Source organism: Exiguobacterium sp. s194, from assembly GCF_018618275.1.
GTDB lineage: Bacteria > Bacillota > Bacilli > Exiguobacteriales > Exiguobacteriaceae > Exiguobacterium > Exiguobacterium chiriqhucha.
Map to the genome: position 1 here is coordinate 1 of NZ_JACSLT010000005.1, position 23,615 is coordinate 23,615.

The 23,615-nt window shown below is 54.7% G+C and carries 29 protein-coding genes; 20 read left to right on the forward strand and 9 right to left on the reverse strand.

All coding sequences use genetic code 11. The features are described 5' to 3' along the window. Window positions 1-30: 30 nt before the first annotated feature. Entirely contained in the window at window positions 31-135 is a 105-nt protein-coding gene (locus KNP85_RS15880) for an IS3 family transposase (RefSeq protein ID WP_353048929.1), read from the forward strand. Between the two features lie 58 nt (window positions 136-193). Here the strand turns inward: KNP85_RS15880 and KNP85_RS07020 are convergent, their stop codons facing one another. Next, window positions 194-1,129, reverse strand: a complete 936-nt coding sequence (locus KNP85_RS07020) for a magnesium transporter CorA family protein (protein ID WP_021067655.1) — start codon at window positions 1,127-1,129, stop codon at window positions 194-196. Window positions 1,130-1,270: 141 nt separating this feature from the next. Between KNP85_RS07020 and KNP85_RS07025 the strand changes: the two genes are divergently transcribed. Beyond that, window positions 1,271-1,648 carry an Hpt domain-containing protein gene (locus KNP85_RS07025; RefSeq protein ID WP_058763867.1) on the forward strand — a complete coding sequence of 126 codons (378 nt, stop codon included), beginning with the start codon at window positions 1,271-1,273 and terminating at the stop codon, window positions 1,646-1,648. A gap of 43 nt (window positions 1,649-1,691) precedes the next feature. On the opposite strand, the gene KNP85_RS07030 is transcribed toward KNP85_RS07025, so the two are convergent. Further along, complete coding sequence (locus KNP85_RS07030; protein ID WP_021067653.1) at window positions 1,692-2,567, reverse strand: chemotaxis protein CheV; 876 nt, start codon at window positions 2,565-2,567, stop codon at window positions 1,692-1,694. 227 nt (window positions 2,568-2,794) lie between these two features. Between KNP85_RS07030 and KNP85_RS07035 the strand changes: the two genes are divergently transcribed. The 9 genes from KNP85_RS07035 (at window position 2,795) to KNP85_RS07075 (ending at window position 11,107) form a co-directional block, all read left to right on the forward strand. Beyond that, the gene (locus tag KNP85_RS07035; protein WP_029595305.1) at window positions 2,795-4,231 is read left to right on the forward strand and encodes an NADP-dependent glyceraldehyde-3-phosphate dehydrogenase; all 1,437 of its coding nucleotides are present in this window, start codon (window positions 2,795-2,797) and stop codon (window positions 4,229-4,231) included. A 101-nt stretch (window positions 4,232-4,332) separates the two neighbouring features. After that, window positions 4,333-5,310: an MBL fold metallo-hydrolase gene (locus KNP85_RS07040; protein WP_214802448.1), complete on the forward strand. Its 978-nt coding sequence runs from the start codon at window positions 4,333-4,335 to the stop codon at window positions 5,308-5,310. After that, window positions 5,307-6,053: an SDR family NAD(P)-dependent oxidoreductase gene (locus KNP85_RS07045; protein WP_058763865.1), complete on the forward strand. Its 747-nt coding sequence runs from the start codon at window positions 5,307-5,309 to the stop codon at window positions 6,051-6,053. The genes KNP85_RS07040 and KNP85_RS07045 overlap by 4 nt, the downstream gene beginning before the upstream one ends. Window positions 6,054-6,088: 35 nt before the next feature. Next, window positions 6,089-7,258: an ABC transporter substrate-binding protein gene (locus tag KNP85_RS07050; protein WP_214802451.1), complete on the forward strand. Its 1,170-nt coding sequence runs from the start codon at window positions 6,089-6,091 to the stop codon at window positions 7,256-7,258. Beyond that, window positions 7,245-8,018: an ABC transporter permease family protein gene (locus KNP85_RS07055; RefSeq protein ID WP_214714715.1), complete on the forward strand. Its 774-nt coding sequence runs from the start codon at window positions 7,245-7,247 to the stop codon at window positions 8,016-8,018. Before KNP85_RS07050 ends, KNP85_RS07055 begins: the two co-directional genes overlap by 14 nt. Further along, window positions 8,015-8,716 (forward strand): ABC transporter permease subunit, encoded by a 702-nt coding sequence (locus KNP85_RS07060; protein ID WP_214714717.1) that lies wholly within the window; start codon window positions 8,015-8,017, stop codon window positions 8,714-8,716. Before KNP85_RS07055 ends, KNP85_RS07060 begins: the two co-directional genes overlap by 4 nt. Next, the gene (locus KNP85_RS07065; protein ID WP_214714720.1) at window positions 8,713-9,600 is read left to right on the forward strand and encodes an ABC transporter ATP-binding protein; all 888 of its coding nucleotides are present in this window, start codon (window positions 8,713-8,715) and stop codon (window positions 9,598-9,600) included. The genes KNP85_RS07060 and KNP85_RS07065 overlap by 4 nt, the downstream gene beginning before the upstream one ends. Continuing rightward, complete coding sequence (locus tag KNP85_RS07070; RefSeq protein WP_214714722.1) at window positions 9,600-10,181, forward strand: CDP-alcohol phosphatidyltransferase family protein; 582 nt, start codon at window positions 9,600-9,602, stop codon at window positions 10,179-10,181. The genes KNP85_RS07065 and KNP85_RS07070 overlap by 1 nt, the downstream gene beginning before the upstream one ends. Further along, a complete protein-coding gene (locus tag KNP85_RS07075) occupies window positions 10,178-11,107 on the forward strand; it encodes an NAD(P)/FAD-dependent oxidoreductase (protein ID WP_214714724.1) in 930 nt (309 codons plus the stop codon). Before KNP85_RS07070 ends, KNP85_RS07075 begins: the two co-directional genes overlap by 4 nt. A 39-nt stretch (window positions 11,108-11,146) precedes the next feature. Here the strand turns inward: KNP85_RS07075 and KNP85_RS07080 are convergent, their stop codons facing one another. Then, window positions 11,147-11,461 (reverse strand): thioredoxin family protein, encoded by a 315-nt coding sequence (locus tag KNP85_RS07080; protein WP_029595313.1) that lies wholly within the window; start codon window positions 11,459-11,461, stop codon window positions 11,147-11,149. Window positions 11,462-11,589: 128 nt separating this feature from the next. On the opposite strand from KNP85_RS07080, the gene KNP85_RS07085 reads away from it, so the two are divergent. Beyond that, window positions 11,590-12,129 (forward strand): PadR family transcriptional regulator, encoded by a 540-nt coding sequence (locus KNP85_RS07085; protein ID WP_021067642.1) that lies wholly within the window; start codon window positions 11,590-11,592, stop codon window positions 12,127-12,129. Window positions 12,130-12,132: 3 nt separating this feature from the next. Here the strand turns inward: KNP85_RS07085 and KNP85_RS07090 are convergent, their stop codons facing one another. Further along, window positions 12,133-12,963: an aldo/keto reductase gene (locus KNP85_RS07090; RefSeq protein WP_214714726.1), complete on the reverse strand. Its 831-nt coding sequence runs from the start codon at window positions 12,961-12,963 to the stop codon at window positions 12,133-12,135. 76 nt (window positions 12,964-13,039) lie between these two features. Between KNP85_RS07090 and KNP85_RS07095 the strand changes: the two genes are divergently transcribed. Continuing rightward, on the forward strand, window positions 13,040-13,570 hold the full coding sequence (locus KNP85_RS07095) for an NUDIX domain-containing protein (protein ID WP_214714728.1): 531 nt from the start codon (window positions 13,040-13,042) through the stop codon (window positions 13,568-13,570). A 112-nt stretch (window positions 13,571-13,682) separates the two neighbouring features. Next, complete coding sequence (fur, locus tag KNP85_RS07100; protein ID WP_016509373.1) at window positions 13,683-14,162, forward strand: ferric iron uptake transcriptional regulator; 480 nt, start codon at window positions 13,683-13,685, stop codon at window positions 14,160-14,162. A gap of 46 nt (window positions 14,163-14,208) precedes the next feature. Here fur and KNP85_RS07105 read toward each other — a convergent pair whose 3' ends face one another. The 4 genes from KNP85_RS07105 to KNP85_RS07120 are packed head-to-tail and all read right to left on the reverse strand — an operon-like array spanning window position 14,209 to window position 17,626. Then, window positions 14,209-15,045, reverse strand: a complete 837-nt coding sequence (locus KNP85_RS07105; RefSeq protein ID WP_214714731.1) for a Cof-type HAD-IIB family hydrolase — start codon at window positions 15,043-15,045, stop codon at window positions 14,209-14,211. Between the two features lie 12 nt (window positions 15,046-15,057). Next, on the reverse strand, window positions 15,058-15,438 hold the full coding sequence (locus KNP85_RS07110) for a VOC family protein (RefSeq protein WP_021067638.1): 381 nt from the start codon (window positions 15,436-15,438) through the stop codon (window positions 15,058-15,060). Beyond that, the gene (locus KNP85_RS07115; protein ID WP_214714734.1) at window positions 15,435-16,616 is read right to left on the reverse strand and encodes an MFS transporter; all 1,182 of its coding nucleotides are present in this window, start codon (window positions 16,614-16,616) and stop codon (window positions 15,435-15,437) included. The genes KNP85_RS07110 and KNP85_RS07115 overlap by 4 nt, the downstream gene beginning before the upstream one ends. Before the next feature lie 11 nt (window positions 16,617-16,627). After that, a complete protein-coding gene (locus KNP85_RS07120; protein WP_214802453.1) occupies window positions 16,628-17,626 on the reverse strand; it encodes an ROK family transcriptional regulator in 999 nt (332 codons plus the stop codon). Between the two features lie 225 nt (window positions 17,627-17,851). On the opposite strand from KNP85_RS07120, the gene xerD reads away from it, so the two are divergent. The 6 genes from xerD (at window position 17,852) to KNP85_RS07150 (ending at window position 23,081) form a co-directional block, all read left to right on the forward strand. Beyond that, the gene (xerD, locus tag KNP85_RS07125; RefSeq protein WP_021067635.1) at window positions 17,852-18,736 is read left to right on the forward strand and encodes a site-specific tyrosine recombinase XerD; all 885 of its coding nucleotides are present in this window, start codon (window positions 17,852-17,854) and stop codon (window positions 18,734-18,736) included. 23 nt (window positions 18,737-18,759) lie between these two features. After that, the gene (deoB, locus tag KNP85_RS07130) at window positions 18,760-19,926 is read left to right on the forward strand and encodes a phosphopentomutase (RefSeq protein ID WP_021067634.1); all 1,167 of its coding nucleotides are present in this window, start codon (window positions 18,760-18,762) and stop codon (window positions 19,924-19,926) included. Between the two features lie 13 nt (window positions 19,927-19,939). Then, complete coding sequence (locus KNP85_RS07135) at window positions 19,940-20,749, forward strand: purine-nucleoside phosphorylase (protein ID WP_021067633.1); 810 nt, start codon at window positions 19,940-19,942, stop codon at window positions 20,747-20,749. Window positions 20,750-20,777: 28 nt separating this feature from the next. Beyond that, window positions 20,778-22,079: a pyrimidine-nucleoside phosphorylase gene (locus KNP85_RS07140; RefSeq protein ID WP_214802456.1), complete on the forward strand. Its 1,302-nt coding sequence runs from the start codon at window positions 20,778-20,780 to the stop codon at window positions 22,077-22,079. Window positions 22,080-22,194: 115 nt separating this feature from the next. Next, window positions 22,195-22,635 (forward strand): peptidylprolyl isomerase, encoded by a 441-nt coding sequence (locus KNP85_RS07145; RefSeq protein ID WP_021067631.1) that lies wholly within the window; start codon window positions 22,195-22,197, stop codon window positions 22,633-22,635. Window positions 22,636-22,724: 89 nt separating this feature from the next. After that, entirely contained in the window at window positions 22,725-23,081 is a 357-nt protein-coding gene (locus KNP85_RS07150) for a GNAT family N-acetyltransferase (protein WP_214802459.1), read from the forward strand. A gap of 11 nt (window positions 23,082-23,092) precedes the next feature. Here KNP85_RS07150 and KNP85_RS07155 read toward each other — a convergent pair whose 3' ends face one another. Then, complete coding sequence (locus tag KNP85_RS07155; RefSeq protein ID WP_214802462.1) at window positions 23,093-23,563, reverse strand: DUF309 domain-containing protein; 471 nt, start codon at window positions 23,561-23,563, stop codon at window positions 23,093-23,095. Window positions 23,564-23,615: the final 52 nt, after the last annotated feature.

Sequence of the window (23,615 nt, forward strand, 5' to 3'; positions counted from 1 at the left end):
GTCAAGTTCAACTCGTTAAGCGACTATGAAGTGCGTGAGCGGGTGAATAATTACTTAACTTACTACAACGAAGAACGTATCCAAGAAAAATTAGGCTACCTCACACCGATAAAATATGGTGTGGCGGCAGCCTAATCAAGGTGTTTTTATTAGTGTCTCATATAGCTAGGTCAGTCTAAACACCATCTTTTTTTTAGAAATATCGCTTGCGCCACAAAATGTAAAAGGCGAGGCTTGAGAAACCGATCATCATCGTAATGGCGAACACGAAGCCGATCGGTTGTCCTTCCCACGGCACTTGGACGTTCATCCCGAATATTCCAGAGATCATCGTCGGAATACTTAGTACGATCGTGATCGAGGCCAAGAACTTCATGACGAAGTTGACGTTGTTCGAGATGATCGAACCGAAGGCGTCCATCTTGATGCTGATGATATCGTTATAAATCGACGCCATCTCCATCGCCTGACGGTGCTCGACGAACACGTCTTCGAGCAACTCCTCGTCTTCCTCGTGCTTCTCGAGACTCGGTGTCTTGACGATGCGGTCGAGGACGCTGTCGTTCGCTTTGAGCGACGTCATGAAGTAGACGAGCGACTTCTGTAAGTTCATCAATTGAAAGATTTCCTGATTTCGCATCGAACGTTGCAACTCTTGCTCGAGCTCGTCCATGCGCCGATCGATTTGGCGAAGGAAGCGCAAGTACGTCATGCTGACTCGGTGCAAAATCTGAAAGACGAACCGGCTCCGGTAGTTCGTCCGGAACAAACGGGCTTTTCCGTTGGCGAACAAATTGAGCACGTCGAGGTCACGCGAACAGACGGTGATGAAGTGTCGTCCCGTGACGATAATCCCAAGTGGAATCGTATTATAGGCGCGTCCTGTGTCGTCTTCTTCCACATATGGGACGTCAATGATCATGAGGAGGCCCTCATCATCTTTTTCAAATCGTGGTTTTTCTTCAATATCAAGCGGGTCGTAGACGAAATCTTCAGGAATGCCGGAGGCGGCGATGACTTGATCGGCCTCATCTTTGGTCGGATTGACGAGTTGAATCCAGCTCCCTTTGTCAAAGTCTTCGATTTCGTCGACACGCCCAGATGCGTCGGTACGGTAAATCGTTAGCATAATGTTCCTCCTACCTTAGCTCAACCTAATTATAGGTAGGCGAATGGGAGAGTGCAATCGGAAAAGGAGGAGTTTTTTTGTTTTTTCTCGAAAACATGCTACAGTGGGTAGGAATGTTAGTAGGATTGAAGCAAAGGAGGGATGGAGTTGTCACAAACGCCCCATAATGCTCTGTTTAACGAAGAAAAGTTGGCGGAGCTCCATCAAATCGCTAGCGGAAATAAAGATTTCTTAAAAAAGATTGCCGAGACATATATCCGCCAATTCGAGGCGAAATTCCCGGAATTGAGACGCATGGTGCTGGAACGAAACCATGAACAAATCGAACAGCTCGCCCACTTGTTGAAAGGGGCCTCCTATTCTGTCGGCCTCGACGAGACGGCCGCCCGGTTCCAACAGCTCGAAGTGGCTGGAGAGACGAACGAGACCGAAAACCTCGAACCGATTCTCGACGACATCGAAGCCGATATGCGCCGCTTCGACCAAGAATGGGAAGCGCGCTTGAATGCATTATCATAAATAAAACGGGATTTCGCCGCAAGGCGAAGTCCCGTTTTTCGGATTAGGCTAAAAATTCGTCGAGTGTGGCAATCAACATGCCAATCTCTGGCTTCGTGATTTGGGCGTTCGCTCCGACCGCGTCGCCTTTATGTTTCAAGTCGTCCGAGATGAGCGAAGAGAAGATGATAATCGGCAGGTCGGCGAAACGATCCATCTCACGGAGTCGTTTTGTCAAATGCAAACCGTCCATTTGCGGCATCTCGATATCGGTGATCAGCAAGTCACAATGGACGTCGCTCTGTTCGAACGCATCGAGCGCTTCCTTCCCGTTATTGAAAATCGTCGTGTTGAAATAGCCGGCGTCATCGAGCGTATCGATGATGAGCGTCCGCAACATCTCCGAGTCTTCCGCGATCCAGACGTGTTTGTTCGAGCGCTCCCGGGCACCGAGTCGTTTGACCGATTCACGGGCCATGATGTCTTTACGGGACAGTTCGAGGGCGATGCGCTCGTAGTCAAGAAGGATGATCATCTGGTCGCCTGTCTTGACGACCCCGTTCGTGATTCCTTGCATGCCGCGTGCGAGATCAGACGGCGTGTCGATCTGTTCCCAAGAGATACGCTTAATCTCTGTCACTTGATCGACGCGGAGCACCGATTTCTCTCCGTTAAACTCACAGACGATCAAGCGATCGTTGTCTCCGACGTCACGCGGATGTCCGATGACCATCGGTAAATCGATGACCGTCATGACCTCACCGCGGAGCTCAATCAATCCCATGATTGCTTCCGGAGTGCCCGGGAGCGGAGTGAGGGGAAGCATCGTGATGATCTCACGTACCTTCATGACGTTAATCCCGAAAATGAACGGGCCTGACTGGAAAATGACGATCTCTAATTCGTTCGTGCCTGCCTCAAGTAAAATATTATGATCCATGCTCACTGGTGGTCCCTCCTAGTTCACGTACTCTCATCTCTTCTATCGGTCGATTTGATGAACATCTTCAGTTGAAAGTGGCAAAGTCGAGGCGGAATTGACAAAAAATTGACGAGTAACCGTTTACATTACATAAACTGAATCTTTATAGTTGTTCAACCGATTTGATTTTGCATACAATGGGGGTGGCAACGAGATATCAAAGCTTACTCAGGAGGCAGATAGAGATTATGAGTATGAACACGTATCCATATTTAATTAATGGACAATGGCAGGAATCGACAACGAACGAAACAATCGAACTCGTTTCACCTTATACAGATGAAGTCGTCGGGCACGTCCAGGCGATGTCTCGCGACGAAGTCGACGAGGCGATTCACGGCGCGAAAAGCGCACAACAGGAATGGGCGGCGCTTCCGGTCAACAAGCGTGCCGAACTGTTGTACGCTTGGGCGGACAAACTCGAAGAACGCGTTGATGAGATCGGTCAAATCATCATGCGCGAAGTCGGCAAGAACTTGAGCGACGCGAAGAAAGAAGTCGTCCGGACGGCGGAAATCATCCGCTATACGGCCGAAGAAGGTCTTCGCTTCACGGGCGGGTTCATGCAAGGGGACTCATTCCCTGGCGGTTCGAAGAACAAGATGGCAATCATCAAGAAAGAAGCTCTCGGTGTCGTCCTCGCGATTTCACCATTCAACTACCCGGTCAACTTGGCAGCAGCCAAAATCGCACCGGCGCTCATCACAGGTAACGCGGTCGTCTTCAAACCGGCGACACAAGGTGCCATCAGTGGTGTGAAGATGATCGAGGCACTCCAAGATGCAGGTCTTCCAAGCGGTCTCTTGAACCTCGTCACAGGGCGCGGGTCGGTCATCGGTGACTACTTGACGTCACACCCTGGCATCGACATGATCACGTTCACGGGCGGTACCGGGACAGGTCAACACTTGTCGCAACAAGCATCGATGGTACCTGTCGTGCTCGAACTTGGCGGGAAAGATCCGGCGCTCGTCCTCGAAGACGCAGACCTCACGCTCGCGGCTGATCAAATCGTCAGCGGGGCATTCTCGTATTCAGGACAACGCTGTACGGCGATTAAGCGCGTATTCGTGCTCGAGCACCAAGCAGACGAACTCGTCGGCATGTTGAAAGAGCGCGTCGAGAAGCTCACGGTCGGGTCACCGGTCGATAACAGCTTCATCGTCCCACTCATTGACAAGAAGTCGGCGGATTACGTCCAAGGCTTGATTGACGATGCCGTCAACAAGCAAGCGACGGTCGTCCACGGAAACGAGCGCGACGGCAACCTCTTGCACCCGACGCTCCTCGACCACGTCACACGTGAAATGCGTGTCGCTTGGGAAGAGCCGTTCGGACCAGTCTTGCCGATCATCCGCGTCAACTCGCTCGACGAGATGATTGAACTCACGAACGAGTCTGAGTTCGGTCTTCAAGCGAGTGTGTTCACGCAAAACGTGAACAGCGCCTTCACGGTCGCCGACAAGCTCGACGTCGGTACGGTCCAAGTGAACGGCCGCACGGAACGTGGCCCAGACCACTTCCCGTTCATCGGCGTGAAACAGTCAGGCCTCGGTGTTCAAGGGATTGGACGCAGCCTCGAGACGATGACACGAGATAAAGTCACGGTCATCAACCTATAAGACATCGGAGAGGAGAAATCCTCTCCTTTTTTTGTGTGATTGAAATCCATTCTTATCGACAGGTATAATGAGTGAAGATAGGTGGAAGGGGTTGTGGGGACGTGGCGAACTGGATTTCAAGCCAACTGGCAAGACTCGATATACCGACGCCGTTCGAGGTCGGCAACGTAAACGTTTATGTCGTCGAACACATGAACCGTTTCTTTATGGTTGATTGCGGACCGGATACGGAAGAGGCGTGGGCCTCATTGACGACACAACTGGCCGAGCTCGAGTTGACGCTCGCGGATATTGATTTTTTATTTTTGACGCACCATCATGCCGACCATGCGGGTCAGGCGTGGCGTCTGCGTGACGCCTCGATTCCCGTCTACGGACATGAGAAGCTCGTTCGCTATTTAGAACAGACACCGAACTTCATCAAACGGGGCAACCAGTTTTTGCACGATCTGGCGCACTGGTTCGGGACCCCGGAGACGATTGTGAACAAATTGCCCGATTATCGGGAGGCACTGCGCTGGATCGGTCCGACGACTGTGACGATGACATTCGAGGATGGACAGGACGTGACGAGCGACGGGGCGTGGAAGACGATCCATCTGCCTGGGCATGCGAGTGACCAGCTCGGACTGCTCGGTCCAGGTGGCGTGTTAATCGCGGGCGACCATTTAATCGATGCGGTCGAACCGAACCCGCTCATCGAGCAGCCGTACGAAGAGGAAGGGTTCGCTTCGCCGGTCGTCCTGTATCTCGATTCACTGCGGAAACTGCAGTCGGTCGACTTGAAGCTCGTCGTGAGCGGGCATGGGGAACCGATTCACAAACCGCGTCCATTGATTGAGGCCCGCATCGCTCAGCGCTATGAGCGAAGTGAACTGCTCCTGAACGACTGGGTGGACGGCTTGAGCGTGTTCGATTGGTCGATGCGCCTGTATGGACGCAAGATGCGGCGGGCGATGCCGCTCGTCTTCAGTGAGGTGTTCGCCCGGTTGACATTGCTCGAGGAACGTGGGCGCGTCGTCAAACAGTTGACGGATGGAAAATGGATTTATGTGAGAGTGGAGGACATCGTAGAATGAGACATATTGTCATCACGGGTGCGTCGAGCGGCTTTGGGGCCGCGCTGGCGCATTCTTTTTATGAGTCGGGTGCCCGATTGACGTTGATTGCACGGAACGAGGAGCGGTTGCGCGAACTCGGACAGAAGTTATCGGCCGATTGGATGGTGGCCGACGTCTGTACCGACTATGACACGCTCGTGGCCCAAGTCGAACGTACATATGGAGCAATCGACGTCTGGGTGAACAATGCCGGAATCGGCGAGTTCGACCGGGTCGTCGATCAAACGACCGACGTCATCGAGGAGACGATGCGCTTGAACGCGATCGCACCGATGTTGCTCGCGCGTGATTGTGCGCGAACGATGCGCCGTGGCAGTACGATCATCAACGTCTGCTCGCAAGCGGCAAAAGTCCCGACCCCAAAATCGGCCGTCTATGCCGGATCGAAAGCGGCGCTGCTCCAGTTCTCGAACGCGCTCCGGTTGGAACTGAAGCCGGCTGGGATTCATGTATTGACCGTCAACCCGGGACCGATTGCGACGCCGTTTTTTCTCCGGGCCGACAAGAGTGGACGTTACGAAGCGAGTGTGAAATCGATTATGCTCGATCCCGATCGTCTCGCGAAACGCGTCGTCGCAGCATGTGAGGCGTCGAAACGTGAAGTGAACGCCCCGTGGTGGATGGAACTTGGCGCGAAACTGTACGCAATGTGCCCGGTCATGTTCGAACGGCTCGCAAAACGGGGATTTGACAGAAAGTAAATGCGTCAACATAGAGAAAAAAAGGGGGAGACACGATGCGCCGATTGAAACAGTTTGGCTTGATGCTGTCACTCATCTTCCTCGCTGCCTGCGGGACGACGCGCGCCGAAATCGCACCGACGTTCGAACAGGCGGCCGAAGAAGCGAAACAGTCGACGGTCAATTTTTATATGTGGGGAGGCGATGACGGCATCAATCGCTATATCGATGAGTATGTCGCGCCCCGCCTGAAAGAGACGTATGACGTGGAGTTGAACCGCGTCCCGATGGACACGGCTGAATTCGTGCGTCAATTGTCGCTCGACAAGCGGGCGAATCGAGAAGAAGGAACGATCGACCTCGTGTGGATCAATGGAGACAATTTCCGTAACGCTGCCGAGGCGGATTTGTTGCAGGGTGACCTGCTCGACAAAATCCCGAACGCCAAGTTATTGAACGAGGAAGCGCAAGCGACCGATGCGGGAACTCCGACGAACGGGCTCGAAGTCGCTTGGGGGAACGTGCAGTTCGTCATGCACTATGATGCGGACAAAGTCAAAAATCCGCCGACGACGTTCGACGAATTACATCGTTGGACCGAAGAAAATCCTGGCCGTTTCACGTATCCTGAAGTGACAGACTTCACAGGAAACGCGTTCGTCCGCCATCTGCTCTACGCCGAGTATGGGACTGAGGCCGGTGACGGTGAGATTCCAAACGAGTTCTGGGAGAAGCTTGCGGCGTGGTCGCCGACCCTATGGAAACAAGGGACGACGTATCCGAAATCGCTGGCCCAGCTCGACCAGTTGTACGCCGCGGGTGACGTCTGGATGACGATGGGCTTCAATGAGCGCCGCGCCGAGGCAGAACGCAATGACGGCGTGTTCCCGAGCGGCACACGGTCGCTCGTGCTCGAGCATTCGATTGCCTCGACGCACTTCCTCGCCGTACCGTTCAATGCCAAAAATCCGAACGGTGCCCTCGTCGTCATCAATGAGTTACTGTCACCGGAAGCCCAGCTCGCCAAACAAGACGCGACATACTGGGGGGACGGGACGTCGCTTGATTTGACGAAACTCGATGCGGCCGACCGTGACGCTTTCTTGAAGCTCGATGAGGGTGTCACTTATCCCGATCCGGAACGTCTCGCCGAACGATCGATTCCCGACTACGGGCCGGCCGTGATTGACGCGATTCGCGAGGAGTGGGACCGTGTCGCGCAGTAGTCTCTGGCTCAGTTTGTTCGTTCTGGCCTTGCCGTTCACCGGTGTCGCCTTCTTGATATACGAGACCGTCGGCTTCGACTGGTCTGAGTTGAACGATGCGGCCTGGCGTGCCAGTCTCGCCGTGACGCTGTATGTGACGCTCGTCTCGACGGTCATCTCGCTCGTGATCGGCACATGGCTTGCCCGCTCGGTGTATCGGCGCCAGTCGACATGGCTCGCGTCACTGCTTAGATGGCCGATGTTCGTACCGCACGTCGCGGCCGCGTATTTATTTTATGTATTGTTCTCGGGCGGCTTCCCGGTCTATGGGTTCGTGGAAGCGAATGAACGCCACCATCTCGTCGTCATCTTGACGTACGTCTGGAAAGAGGTGCCGTTCGTGTTTTTGATGGTGATTGGGACGTATGTCCAATTGAACCGGGGCTACGTGGATATGGCGAAGACGCTTCAACTGACGCCGTTCGAACAGTTTAAGGTGGCCGAATGGCCGTTCCTCGTCAAACCGCTCCTCGATTCGTTCTGGGTGCTCGTCGCCTTCATTTCGTTCGCTTATGAAGTGCCGGCCTTGTTAGGGGTCACGTACCCCGAGCTGCTCGGGGTACTCGCCTATGAACGATTGACGACCGGGCTGTTCTTGAATGCGGTCGAGTCATATGCGGTCGCCCTCGTCTGGACGCTGTTCATCTTTATCGGTGTCATCGGCTCCTATACGGTGACGGCTAAACGACGGCGGCGCATCGAACGGGGGGTGAGGCGATGAGTCGGCTTCTCATTGCGGGTTTGATCCTGTTCCCGTTCATCGGGCTGTTTTTGGCATTCCCGGCCACTTTCAGCTGGGACGAGGCGATTGGGAATACGGTCCTCTATGTCATCGTCCTCGGGTTCGTCAACGTCTGGCTCGGCATCGGGACGGCGTGGTGGCTCATGTTCACCGACTCGAGATGGAAGACTACAGTCGAATGGTTCACGTTCCTGCCGTTGTTCATCCCGGTCCTGGCCAGCATGTTCGGCATGTATATCGCCGTGGCGCAACTCGGTCTTGTCGGCACGCACATCGGCGTCGGGCTCGTCCTGCTCGTCACGACGCTGCCTTACTCGATTCGGTTGGCGTATAACGCCATGTACGTGATCGGTCGACCGCTCCTCGAACAGACGTTGACGCTCGCCCCGTGGAGCCGGTTCGGCCTCGTGTTGTTCCCGCTTTTAAAAGAAACGATTCGGACGATTGTCTTGTTCTCGACCGTCATCGTCTTGAGTCAATTCGTGCTCGTCCAATTGATGGGGGCCGGACTCATCCCGACGGTCACGTCACAGCTCTATCAGGCGTATGCAGGCAATGACGTCTCCTTGGCGTTACAGAATACATGGGTGCTCATCCTCGTTCCGGTCCTCCTCTATCTTGGGCTCGGCGGACTGTTCGGCATCTGGATCAGATTGGTGAAAGGGCGGTTGCAATGAGTTTAGTGTTAGCAGGCGTTCAAAAACGCTTTAAAGACCGCGACGTGTTACGCGGCATCGATCTTGAAATCCCGAACGGCGAGATTCACGCGCTGGTCGGTGTGAGCGGGTCCGGGAAGTCGACGTTGCTCCGCATCGTCGCCGGTCTGGAGACGTTAGACGCTGGTACGGTGACGTGGGACGAGACCCCGCTCGACGGGGTGCCGCCTCACTTGCGCCGAATCACGATGTTGTCGCAATCCGCGCTCTTGTTCCCACATTTGACGGTCGGGGAGAACGTGACGCTGGCGACGCCGAAGCGGTCACGAGAAGAAGCGGAGGCGTGGCTCGCCCGCGTCCGGCTACCGGGTCGCTATGACGCTGAGATTCACGAGCTCTCCGGCGGAGAACAACAACGTGTCAGCTTTGCCCGGGCGCTAGCGGCTTCCCCGCGACTCATTCTGCTCGATGAGCCGTTCACGAACCTCGACCCTGAGCTCAAGTACGAGTTGCAACGCTTGATCCGCGACCTCGTCCGCGAACTCGGATTGACGGCGCTCCTCGTGACGCATGACCGGGAGGAAGCGATGCTCGTCGCTGACCGGGTGACGCTGCTCGAAGCAGGACGCGTCCGCGCGACCGGCACCCCACAAACGTTAGCCGAGACGGAATCGACGTTCGGCGACTTTATCGAACTGGGTGGCAGGTCGTATCCTTCGCTTCACATCGAAGTGACGGAAACCCCGACGGACGAGACGGTCAAGCTCGTCCGGTCGTTCACGCGTTTCGGGCATCGTCTCGGCGAGTATCGCCGCGAGCGAGGGGACTATGTCATCTTGCCGCGGCATGAATCGTTCCGAGACGGGGAGACGTATTATTTACGGAAGAGACAAGGAGGAATTTGATGTTAGACACATACGGTAGCCGGTTCGTCCGTCCCGTCATCGAACGCGGGGCCGATCGGCTCTTGAAATGGAAGTTCACCCCGAATGAGGTGACCGTCCTCGGGGGCATCATCGGCGTCTCGGTCGGCCTCTTTATTTATAACGACATGCTATGGACGGCCGTCTTGCTGTTATGGGTGTCGGGCCTGTTCGACGTCCTCGATGGGACGATGGCGCGTCGCTCGCAAAAAACTAGCTTCGGGACGGTGCTCGACCTCGTGTTCGATCGCATCGTCGAGATCGCCGTCGTCATCGCGCTCGCCTTGCGCCATCCCGAGCATATGCCGATCTTTCTGCTGTTGCTCGGGTCGTTCGTCGTGGCGATGACGTTGTTCCTCGCCGTCGGGGCGAGCAGCTCCCGCCGGTCGGAGAAGTCGTTCTATTACCAACCGGGGATTTTGGAGCGGACGGAATGCTTCATCTTGTTCACGCTCATGATTATATTCCCGACATGGATTGGCGTCATCGCGACGATTTTCCTCGTCCTTGAAGTGTCGACCATTTTACAGCGGTTGTTCGAAGCGCGGCGGATTTTACGATGAAGCCGCGTCTCGTCCTTGTCGGGCTCGGTCACGGGCAACTTGAAATTCTCGCTCGGCTCGACGTGCTCCATGAACGGTATGACGTCCAGTATATCGGGGGACGCGAAACGATATACACGGGCGCGTTCCCGCAAGTGATCGCCGGGGAGATGGAATCGGCGACGACTCGGCTCCGGTCCGACGTCACACCGATCGCCCATCGCCTCATCGGGCTCGACCCGGATGCCCGGATCGTCGAGACCGAACGCGGCCAAGTCGGCTATGATGTCCTCGTGCTCGCGACCGGTGCGAAAAGTCGTGGGCTCGGAAAAGAGTTGAAGCCGATGACGACAAACTTGTTGGACGAGATTTTACAGAGTGATGCGATCACGATCGTCGGCGGCGGCAAGGCCGGCGTCGAGCTCGCCTTCGCGTGCATCCGCCAACAACGACGGGTGACGCTCTATGCCCGGAACATCTTGCCCGAACTTCCCCGTGATGTCGGTCGACGTATGGCACGTCGTCTCGTCCGGAGCGGCGTGACGATCATCCTGGCCCCGTTCCAACCTGGACAAGAGGACGGACTCGTCTTGGATGCGACCGGTGTCGTCGCCGACGACTGGTGGTCAGCGGCCGGACTGGCGGAAGAAGCGGCGTTCATCGAGACCGAAGACGATTTGCGGCACCCGGTCTATCGCGATATCTTTGTTACGGGCGATATGGCGGCCCGGTTGAACGGAGGCGTCGATGCCGTCCGCTCGGGGCGACACGTCGCACGTCTGCTGCTGGGCACAAAGCGGCCGTTCAAATCACGGACATCGCTCAACATCTTGCTGACGACTCCGGGACAAGCACTCTTGACGTACGGGAAGTTGACGTGGCACGGGCGGTTACCGTTTTGGTTGAAACGGACAATCGACCGACGCTACGTCGAACGATTTACTTGAAAGAACGAAAAAAGACGACCATGACGGTCGTCTTTTTGTTTAGTCGTTCAACGTATCGAGGAACGAGCGGATTTGCATCTCTGTCTTGGCGTTCGCCGAGTGGAGATGCTCTTGTTTGACGCCTTCTTTATAGAAGAGAAGCGAGGGAATGCCCCGTACTTCTTGCGCGTCCGACAGTTCCGGCAATTCGTCGCGGTCGACGACGTACCAGTTGAACTGTGGGTAGTCTTTGACGAGCTCGTCGACGTACATGTCGAGTCGACGGCAGTCAGGGCACCATGACGTCGTGAAGACGACCATGCCTTTATCTTGAATGGCTTCTTGGAATTGCTGATCGGATTGAATCGGTTTCATAAAAAATCTCTCCCTTCACGTATATTGTCTGTGTAATCGCAATGGGCGTCAACCGATTGGCATTCTCGGTCGCGCTGCAATATGTGATACACTAATAAAAATAGAACCGCAAGGGATAGGTGATGGTTATGGCGTTACGTCATGCACTACTCGGGTTATTGACCCATCAACCCGCTACCGGCTATGCCTTGAACGCGACGTTCAAAGCGCAAATGATTCATTTTTGGCACGCCCATCATACACAGATTTACCGTGAACTGTTAAAAATGGAAGACGAAGCACTCGTCTCCTCTGAGCATGTGGCCCAACATGATTTACCGGACAAAAAGATTTACTCGATCACCGACACGGGACGTCAAGAGTTGATCGACTGGTTGCGGCAACCGACCTCGTACCAACCGAAAATGAAAGACGAGAACTTGCTCCGGGTCAGCCTGTTGCAGTTGCTCCCGCTCGACGAGGCGATTCGCTACGTCGAAGAGACGAAAGCGCATCACGAGCAAGTCGCCCATCAAATCCGGGCGTTTCAAGCGGCCCATCAGTCCGAGGCCGATACGCTCGGCTATTTACTGACGAGCGAGTATGCGATTCGGATGATGGAAAACTACGCCGGTTGGGCCGATTGGGCCATCGAACAAATGAAACAACGTGACACCGATGCGACCTGACGTTCAGGTCGCATGTTTTGTGTAGGGGTGAATAGGCAGCCGTGCCAACAGCTCATCAAGTTTGTCCGAATCGACGTCGGCTTGATTGGCGGCAATCAATTCGTTCAATTGATCGACCGAAGAGGCACCCGGCAGGACGACGGCACACGTTCGTTTCGCGGCGGCAAGGGCGTAAGCTTGAATCGGCGTCGGGATCGTCGGCAACACGTCGCGTAACTCTGATGCAGTCCATGCTTCGAAGCCTTTGTCCGTCAAGCGCTCGGACCACTCGGCGGTCAATAGTCCTTTGGCGAGCGGTCCGCGCCCGACAATCGGGATGTCGAGGTCGAGTGATTCGACGCGACGATCGAGCAACGAATATGGTGTCATCAAGACGTCGAGTTCACCGTGCTCGAGCCAATAGTGAATGACGTTCGGACGAATCGAGGACAGTCCGATTTGTCGGACGACCCCGGCTTGTTTTTGCCGGCGCATGAAGGCGATTGTCTCATCGAGGTCGTCCTCGATCGTGCCGCCATGGACGTAATATAAATCCAAATAGTCAGTCTGGAGACGTTCGAGCGAATCGGCGAGCGCCTGCTCCAAATACGCGGCGCTCGGATTCCAGCGCATCCCATCCTCCGTTCGCACGTTCCCGCCCTTGCTCGTCAAGAACAGTTCGTCCCGGCGTCCGGCAAACGTCGAACCGACTAGACGTTCCACCTTGAAGTGATCGTAGACGTCGGCCGTATCGAAATGCCGAATCCCAGCGTCGTAGGCGGCCTCTAGAATCCGACGACCTTCTGCTTCCCCGTGTTTTAAAATCGACATGGTTCCTAATCCTAACTCTGCCATTGATAATTCCTCCTTGTTCCGTCTGACGATATGAATCATAATCACAGTATATAGGAAAAGTGAGGGGTACATACAAATGGAAGAGAAAACGATTGAACGGGAAGTCATTTACGAAGGAAAGATCTTTAACGTTGAGAAACACGTCGTCTCGCTCCCGAACGGAGGGACCTCGGTCCGTGAACTCGTCTACCATAACGGGGCCGTCGCCGTCCTCGTCGTCGATGAAGACGATCGCATCGTCCTCGTCGAGCAGTACCGGAAAGCGTTTGAATCGATGTCACTCGAGATTCCGGCCGGTAAATTAGAAGTCGGTGAGGAACCGCTCGCGAGCGCGAATCGCGAACTCGAAGAAGAGACCGGTTATACGGCCGAGACGCTCGAAAAAATCTTCTCATTTTACGGGGCACCCGGTTTTTGTAGTGAACGGGTCGATGTCTATGTCGCCCACGGCTTGACGGCCGGTACGATGAACCTTGATGAGGACGAGTTTTTACAAGTCCAACGCTTCACGTTCGACGAGGCGGTCGACTTGCTGGCGAGTGGACGCATCACTGACGCGAAGACGATTATGGCGATTCAGTGGTGGCAATTATCTAAATTGAAATGATTCTAAACTAGAGTGAGTTATGTTACACTTACATAGGAATCATTTTAATTTGAAAAACCGGACGAACTTCGGTATGCTTTGAATAGTGAATTATGCTAAGAGGGGGCGCCTTATGGAAACGCGAATTGAACGGATCAAACAGCAATTGAGCGCCAAAGGATATAAATTGACACCGCAACGAGAATCAACTGTCCGGATTCTACTTGAGAATGAGACGGACCATTTGAGCGCAGAGAACGTGTTCATGCTCGTCAAAAGCATCGCACCGGAAATCGGGCTCGCGACCGTCTATCGGACGCTGGAGCTATTGACGGAGCTCGGTGTCGTCGACAAAGTCAACTTCGGTGACGGCGTCGCCCGTTTCGACCTCAGACCAGAAGGCGCGAACCATTCGCACCATCATCTCGTCTGTGTCGAGTGCGGTTCGGTCGAGGAGATCATGGAAGACTTGCTCGTCGACGTCGAGAAGAAAGTCGAAAGCAAATACGAATTTTTAATCAAAGATCATCGCTTGACGTTTCACGGCATCTGTAAAGTTTGCCAAGCCAAAGGCGTCACGCTCGAGGGTCATAAAGCAGTCATCAACGGATAAAGCAAGACAGGCAGCCCCTCAAAGGCTGCCTGTCTTTTGTATGTCGTCACGTCGTCAAGTAACGGGACAAGACGGTGGCGATCCCGTCTTCATTGTTCGATGTCGTCACTTCCGTGGCAATGGTCAAGATGTCCTCGACGGCGTTGCCCATGGCGACGCCGATGCCGGCATACTCGATGATCGACCGGTCGTTATGCCCGTCACCGAACGCGATGACATGCTCGCGGTCAATCCCAATCTCCCGGAACACATGATTAAGTGCCCGGGCCTTGTCGATTCCGAGATCCGTGAACTCATAGTACATGGCGGCCGTGAACATGCCCGTTACGCGGTCCGTGAACGGTGCGGCGAGCGACGCGGCATGGGCCTGTAGATAGTCAGGTTGTCCCGCGACGAGAATCTTATAGACGGGGAAATGGATGGCGTCGGCGAGACGGGGTGCTTCCCGCAATTGGAATCGTCCACCGCGCGACTCATATTCGATGATATTGAACGGCTTACCATTTAACTCGAGCATGCCGTTGAAGACGTCATTGACATACATATACGTCTCGTCATTGATCATCGGAATGACGTCGAAGCCGGTCAAATGATCCAAAATGGCACGAGCGTCGTTCGGATGAATCGCCTGTTCGAACAATGTTTCATTCGTCGCAGCATCCGTGACGCACGCCCCGTTCGAGGAGACGATGAGTCCCCCGTATTCATGCAGTCTGAGCTCTTCGGCGAACGGTTCGATGCCCCGTTTCGGCCGGCCGGAGGCGAGTACGACTTTTTTGCCTTCCGCCTGGAGGTCGAGCAATATCTGTTTCGTGCGCGATGAAATCATCTTCTGGTCGGTCAATAACGTTCCGTCAAGGTCGAGTAAAATCGCCTGAATCATCGTCTCATCTCCTTAAATCGTCAATTCAAGTTTATTTTGTTCGGGGTCGAGCAGGACACTTTCATAATAACCGTCTCCCGTCGTCCGCGGTCCGTCGATGAGCGGATACCCGTCGACTTCGAGTCGTCGTGTCAACGCATCGACCGCCTCTTTGCTACCGAGCGCGAACGCGATATGCGCGTAGCCAATCGTTTCGCGTGGTGTGCCTTGGACGTCCGGGCGTCGCATCAACTCGAGCCGGCATGTCGAATCAGGGAACGTCAAAAAATAGGATTCGAACTGTTTTTGTTCGTTCGTATACTTGTCGTTCGCAGTTGCCCCGAGGTACGTCTCGTAGAAGCGGCGCATCGGTTCGAGGTCGTTCACCCATATGGCGATGTGTTCGATTTTCATGTGAGTTCCTCCTTTGATGGTTGGTGCATGATCAAGTTCAAGCGTTCCGTGTTCAAGAGCATCCCGAGCATGATCAAGACGGTCACGAGCGGGAATAGGCCGAGCGACGTCTGAGACACGATGAGTCCGAATAGCGGTGGCAGGAACGTGCTGCCCGTGTAGGCGAACGCCATCTGGAAGCCCATCAACCGTTTTGCCCGTTCCTTCCCGAACCGCTGCGGCGTCTCATGGAGCATGCTCGGGTAAATCGGGGCCAAGCCTAGCCCGATACAAATCAATCCGATCAACATCGCTCCGGTCGCCGGAATGAGAAACACGAGGCTACCGATTAAAGCGAAGGTTTGCCCGAGCCGAATCATTTGTCGATTCGTGAAGCGGAACGAGAGGAACCCGCTCAGGAAGCGACCGAGCGTGATGCTGCCGTAATAGATTGAAACCCACGTCGCGGCCGTCGCGACAGAGAACTGTTTCATCTGGACGAGATAACTGCTGGCCCACAGGCCGATGAGCGCCTCAATCCCACAATAGAGCAGGAACGTGGCCAGCGCATACGAGAGGCCTTTCGGCATCTTTCGTTCGAGCGCGGCCGCAGCCGTCTCTTGTCGTTCGAGCGTGGAGGGCTCCGTTTTGATTTCGCGCTTCCAAAGCGGGAACGACAGGAGCAGGAGGAAGGCGAGCGCGAACTGAATCAACGCGACGATTAAATAGCCGTCACGCCAACCGCTCTCCGTCAAGACACCGGCCATGACGAGCGGTCCGCCCGTCGCTCCGACGCCCCAGAAACAATGGAGCCAGTTCATATGGTGCGCCTGATAGTTTTCTGCGACGTAATGGTTGAGCGCGGCATCGACCGCCCCGGCACCAAGTCCGAGTGGAATCGATAGGACGAACAGCCAAATCAAGGACGGGGCCGCGTAAAAGCCGAGCAGGCACATTGCCGTCACGAGTCCGGAGCCGAACGTGACTTGCTTCGTATCGAAACGTTCGAGCAACCTACCGCTGAGTAGGCTCGATAAAATCGTGCCTGCAGCAATGGTCATAAAAATCCATCCGGCCATCGAGATCGGGGCGTTGAACTCGACGTGCATCAACGGCCAACTGACACCGAGCAAGGCGTCGGGCAGGCCAAGACTGATAAAGGCAATGTAAATCACGGTCAATAATAAAAATCCTGTCATAATTCACCTCTTCAAATCGATTCAAGGATCAACCCGACGCAACGTCGAGCTAAGCCTGCGAAATAATCTTCCTCCCATATGCCGATCAATAAATCTGGGGTGTGAGCCGCCGGAATATGACGCTGGCAGGCGTGCCGAATCCCCTCCAACTCGGTATCGACGAGATCGACGTCCGAAAAAATGATGGCGTGCGGATTGAGCGTCGCGGTGAAGGTCGCGACGAGCCGACCGAGCGCATCGAGCGCGGCGTCCGACAATGGGGCCGGGGCCGACCGCTCACTCGCTATCCGGTCATGAAACGTCGAGTCGTCATAGAGCGGTAGAAACGAGATCTCCCCGCTGAACCCGGTCTTTCCACGGATGAGCTGTCCGTTGATGAGTATCCCGGCACCGGGTCCGTTTTTTCCCAGATAGATGTAGACGATTGACTGGTCGCCAGTGAGTTCGTGCGTGTGTCCGTATCCATAGACAGCCGCGTTCATGTCGTTCTCGATGACGGCAGGGCGAGCGGTGCGTGACTCGACCCAATGTTTCAAGTCGAGGTGTGCGAACGTCGTATAGTCCGGGGCGAAGATGACCGTCCCGTCCGCGACGGCCGCCGCGACACCGATGGAGATCGCACTCACGTCGGAGGTCTGGTCCAACTGTCGATCGAGTACCGCACCGAGCGCACCAAGGTGGTCCCCGTCTAGAATCATTTGCGTCCCGTCGTCAATCGTTGCGCCTTTGCAATCGATGAGACGATAGCGGACGACCGTCTTCTCGACGTATAGCGTCAATCCGTGCGTGAACCTCTCATTATAGATGTAACGTTTGGCAGGGCGTCCGCCGTGTGAGTCCTCAAATCCGTGTTCGAACACTTCACCGGCTTGCATCAACTGCTCTAACTGCTTCTTGACGGTCGGAAAGCTGAGCCGGGTCGCCTCCGAGATGGCGGCGACGGTAGAGCGGCCGTTCAAGACGAGTTGCCGTCTGACGGCGACCGTCAGATTAGTAGTGGTCTGGTCCATGGACGACTCCTTCCTAACTTTTTAAATTGGTTTAATAAGTCGACTTGAGTGTATCAAATTGTGACGAGATTCGTAAGCCCCCAATCGGAAGGAAAGCGTAAAAACCTCACCAAAATCCGTCACAAAAAAGCTTTTAAAAAAATGAGGTCAGACGTCTTCACAACGGTTTACATAAGTGATATGATGTAAGCGTATTCAGGTGTAACGAGAAAGGAGGGGGATGTCATGCGTTCGCAAGTCGAGTCATTTTTGCAGTACATGACGGTAGAAAAACGAATGTCAACGAACACGAGACAAGCCTATGCGAGCGATTTGACCCAGTACTTATCGACGTTGACCCAACTCGGGGTGACCGAATGGAATGAAGTCACGCGGGCACATATCGTCAAGCATATGGAAGAGTTGTCGCAAGCCGGTCGGGCCGCCTCATCATTGCGGAGGGCCGTCAGTTCGATTCGGACGTTCCATCATCATTTAAAGATGACGGGTGGGGCAACGACTGACCCGGCGCTCTATTTAGAGACGCCGAAAGCAGAGCGCCATCTGCCGGACACGTGGTCGCAAGACGAAGTCGAGCGGTTACTCGACAGCGTTCCGACGTCAGACCCGCTTGCGCTGCGCGATCGGGCCATGCTCGAACTGCTCTACGGCACGGGCATGCGCGTCAGTGAACTTCTTGGGCTCGATTTGGATGATTTACAGTTCGAATTGGGGTATCTACAGTGTGAAGGCAAAGGCGAGAGTGCCCGGATTATCCCGGTGTCATCGGTCGCCCAAAGTTTTGTCGAACGCTATATCCAGCAGGCGCGTAACGGGCTCGGTGGTCGGGAGACCGAGGCGTTGTTCTTGAACGGACGTGGCGGCCGGCTCAGTCGTCAAGGATTCTGGAAGATGATTAAACGACGGGCCAAAGAGGCTGGCATTCAAAAAGAGATCACGCCGCACGTGCTCCGGCATTCGTTCGCGACACACTTGCTTGAGAACGGCGCCGACCTTCGGGCCATCCAACAGATGCTCGGGCATGCAGACCTCTCCACGACTCAAATTTACACACATGTCAATAAGGCACGACTTCATGATGTCTATCGAAAACATCACCCGCGTGCGTAACGACACCAAAGGAGGAACTTTTTGTGAAGAAATTTAAACGTATTTTCTTGGTCGTCATGGACTCGGTCGGAATCGGGGAGTCCCCGGATGCCGATCAGTTCGGCGACGTCGGTTCGGACACGCTCGGACATATCGCCCGTGAGCATGGTGGTTTAAACATGCCGCATATGGGCCGTCTCGGCTTGTCGAACATTAAGCCGATTGAAGGAATCGAATCATCGGAGACGCCTAGCGCCTACGGACGCATGGAAGAGATTTCAGCAGGTAAAGACACGATGACCGGCCATTGGGAGATCATGGGCCTTCATATCGATACGCCGTTTCGCGTCTTCGAAGAGTTCCCGGATGACTTGATCAATCGTCTCAAAGAGTTCAGCGGTCGTGACATCATTGGCAACAAGCCGGCATCAGGCACAGAGATTTTGGATGAGCTCGGTGAAGAACACGTCAACACGGGCGCCTTGATCGTCTACACGTCGGCTGACTCTGTGCTTCAAATCGCGGCGCATGAAGAAGTCGTCCCGCTCGACGAGTTGTATCGCATCTGCGAATACGCCCGTGAAATCACGCGCGAAGACCCGTACATGCTCGGTCGCATCATCGCCCGCCCGTTCCTCGGAACACCTGGCGCTTGGGTCCGTACGTCGAACCGCCACGACTATGCGCTCAAACCGTTCGGCAAGACGGTCATGAACACGCTCGAGACGGCCGGGAAAGACGTGATCGCCCTCGGGAAAATCAGCGATATTTACGACGGCGAAGGCGTCACGAAAGCGATTCGGACGAAGTCGAACATGGACGGGATGGACAAGCTTGTCGAATCGCTCGATGAAGACTTCGAAGGACTCTGCTTCTTGAACCTCGTTGACTTTGACGCACTCTTCGGTCACCGCCGTGACCCAGAAGGCTATGCGATCGCGCTTGAAGAGTATGACGCCCGTCTACCAGAAGTGATGGAGAAGTTGCGTGAAGACGACTTGCTCATCATCACGGCCGACCACGGGAACGATCCGACGGCACCAGGCACGGACCATACGCGTGAATACGTGCCGCTCATCGTTCATCATCACGGCGCGACAGCAGTCGACCTCGGGATTCGAGGAACGTTCGCCGACATCGGCGCCACAGTCGCGGATAACTTCGATGTCGATGCACCAGTACACGGAAAGAGTTTCTTAAACGAAATTTGAGGAGGCACTACTCATGGTAAATTGGAACGAAACAAAGGCATTTTTACAGGAACGCATGAACGGAACACCAGAAATCGGACTCATCCTCGGCTCAGGACTCGGCGTCCTCGCTGATGAAATTGAAAACGCGGTCAAAATCCCTTACGAGGACATCCCGCACTTCCCGGTATCGACCGTCGAAGGACACGCTGGACAACTCGTCTTCGGTGACCTCGAAGGAAAACGCGTCGTCGCGATGCAAGGACGATTCCATTTCTATGAAGGTTACTCGATGGAACAAGTCACGTTCCCGGTCCGCGTCCTCAAATTGATCGGTGTCGAGACGCTCATCGTCACGAACGCGGCTGGTGCTTGCAACGAGTCATTCAACCCGGGCGATTTGATGATCATCACGGATCACATCAACTTCTTCGGCACGAGCCCGCTCATCGGCAAGAACGCGAGCGACTTCGGGACACGTTTCCCAGATATGTCAGAAGCGTACGATAAAGAGCTCGTCACGTTGACGGAAGGTGTCGCTGCGAAGCTCGGCCTCTCGATTCAAAAAGGCGTCTATTTCGGAAACACAGGTCCGACATACGAGACACCAGCTGAAGTGAAGATGGCACGCCTCCTCGGCGGCGACGTCGTCGGCATGTCGACGGTACCTGAAGTCATCGTGGCCCGTCATTCGGATATGCGTGTGCTCGGCATCTCGTGCGTGTCGAACATGGCAGCCGGGATTTTAGATCAACCGCTCAACCATGAAGAGGTCATCGAGACGACAGAACGCGTCCGCCAAGACTTCCTTTCACTCGTACGCGGCACGATTCAAAGCATGTAACCACTACCCAATTAGGAGGACGAAACTTATGCGCATGGTCGATTTGATTTTGAAAAAACGTAACGGTGGCGAATTAAACGAAGAGGAGATTCGCTTCATCATCGAAGGCTTCACGAACGAGACGATTCCTGATTATCAGATGTCGGCCCTTTCAATGGCGATTTACTTTAACGGCATGACAGAGAAAGAGACGGCAGCCTTGACGATGGAGATGGTCAAGTCTGGTGACGTCATCGATCTTTCGAACATCCAAGGTAAAAAAGTCGATAAACACTCGACCGGCGGTGTCGGTGACAAAATCAGCTTAATCGTCGCTCCGCTCGTCGCGTCAATCGGCATTCCGGTCGCGAAGATGAGCGGGCGCGGTCTCGGCCACACGGGCGGGACAATCGATAAGCTCGAATCGTTCCCTGGCTTCAACGTCGAGTTGACGGAAGAACAGTTCACGAAGCAAGTAAACGATATCAAGATGTCAATCATCGGTCAGACGGGTAACTTGACGCCTGCCGACAAACGTCTTTACGCACTCCGTGACGTGACGGCGACGGTCGATTCAATCCCGCTCATCGCGAGCTCGATCATGTCGAAGAAAATCGCGGCCGGTGCCGACAGCATCGTCCTCGACGTCAAGACTGGTTCAGGCGCGTTCATGAAGTCGTTCGATGATGCAAAAGCGCTCGCTGAAGAGATGGTCGCCATCGGGAAGAACGTCGGCCGTCAAACGGTCGCCGTCATCACGGACATGGACCAACCGCTCGGTTTCGAGATCGGGAACGCGAACGAAGTGAAGGAAGCCATCGAAGTCCTCTCGGGCAAAGATGTGAACGACTTGAAGACGATTGCCCTCACGATCGCCGGCCATATGGCTGTACTTGGCGAGTTCTATCCGACGTTCGACGAGGCGTACGCTGACCTCGAGAAACGGATGGCGGATGGTCATGCCCTCGAAGTGTTCCGTCAGTTCGTAGCGGCACAAGGTGGCGACGCGTCGCTCGTCGATGACTTGTCGAAACTTCCGCAAGCGAAGTATGAGACGACGTTCGTCGCGAAACAAGCGGGTTACGTCGAGTCGATTATCGCTGACGAAGTCGGTGTGGCAGCGATGCTCCTCGGCGCAGGTCGGGCGACAAAAGATGATCAGCTCGACTTTGCGGCCGGTATCACGCTCGAGAAGAAAGTCGGTGACAAGGTCGAAGCCGGTGAAGTGATCGCCGTGCTCCGTTCGAACAAAGAAGATATGACGTCTGCGCTCGAGCGGATGGACCACGCGTATACGATCGGTGCGACAGAGCCGACGGCCCGTCCACTCGTCCACGCTGTCATCCAGTAAGTAGCAAGTCAGAACGTCTGTTTCCACAAAATAGTGGAGACAGACGGTTTTTTTTGATAGAATGGGCAATGTGTGAGTGAGAAAGACTATTATGAACATAAAGGGGTTACTTTCCATGAAAAAAGGATCTATGAAATTAGAGAACGGTGAAATGATCGAATTCGATTTGTTCCACGATGCGGCACCAATCACGGTTGAAAACTTCGAGAAGCTCGCGAACAGCGGCTTCTATAACGGTTTGACATTCCACCGGGTCATCCCAGGTTTCGTCAGCCAAGGCGGTTGCCCAGAAGGTACAGGCATGGGCGGCGCAGGCTACACGATTCCATGTGAGACGTCAACGTCGTTCCCATACAAGCACGAAGCAGGTTCGCTCTCAATGGCGCACGCTGGCCGCAACACTGGCTCTTCGCAGTTCTTTATCGTCCATGAGCCACAACCGCACCTTGACGGCGTCCACACGGTCTTCGGAAAAGTGACGTCTGGCCTCGAGCACGCGGTCAAACTTCGTCAAGGCACGAAGATGGCCGAAGTCAAAGTTTGGGACGAGAATTGATTTCTGCCTGAACGTTATGGCACAATGAGCCATGTCTCTCACGTGTTCACTTAGTGAAACATGAATGACTAAAGGTGGTGAAACCAGCGATGCTGGTGAAATATAAACAATCGTACGAAAAGACGGCGATGGGACTGCTCGCGTTCTCATGTAGCGACAAATCCCCGCTCGCCTTGCTCGACCTCGTTCGGTCCTACGAAGATGACCCGGCTAAATTCCTCTATCTCTGGAGAGTCGGGGAAGACTTCGTCGGGATCATCGGGATGGAGCAACAAGAGACGACGATGTTCATCCATCATATCGCGCTGTCTCCGTCGTTCCGTGGCGAGAAACGTTCCTATGAACTGCTCGATGAGACCCGGAACTTATTGCCGCTCGACTTGACGCTCGTCGGTCAAGGCAAGACCGGAGACTTGCTCGATAAATGGAATCAAGTCGCAATCTAAAAAAGCTAGGCTCAGCGCCTAGCTTTTTTGCGTGCCTCGAGCGCCCGGAGCCGCTCGGTGACGACCGGTGTCCGGTCGCGATACATATGTTTATGGACGAGCTCGTCAAACGTGAGCGTGGTCGGTTCAAAATTCGGTTTCAAGCGTTCGATTCGTTGTCGCATCGACGTGTCGAGCGGGAGCGTCTCAGGGAGCGGCCAACGACCCAAGTCCCGGGCGAACGTCTCCACGTCGATGCCGTGCCCCTCGAGCGCGGTCGCGGCCAACGTAAGTTTCTGCTGCAGCGCCGAGATGCTCTTTTTTGCGCCGGCCGTGTTGCCGCGTCGGGCGTGGTAATGGGCGACGGCGTACTGAATCAAGGCGGCGTAACCGAGATCTTGGCGCCCCCCGTCTTGCCATGCCTCTTCGAGCACTTCGTGGCATTCGAAATAATCGGCATGGCATTCAAACAAGAGCGTATACTGGATTAAAGGCGTTGACATCAAATTTCTCCTTTCGTGGTCACGGTACTACAAAACATGTTATACTAAAGCG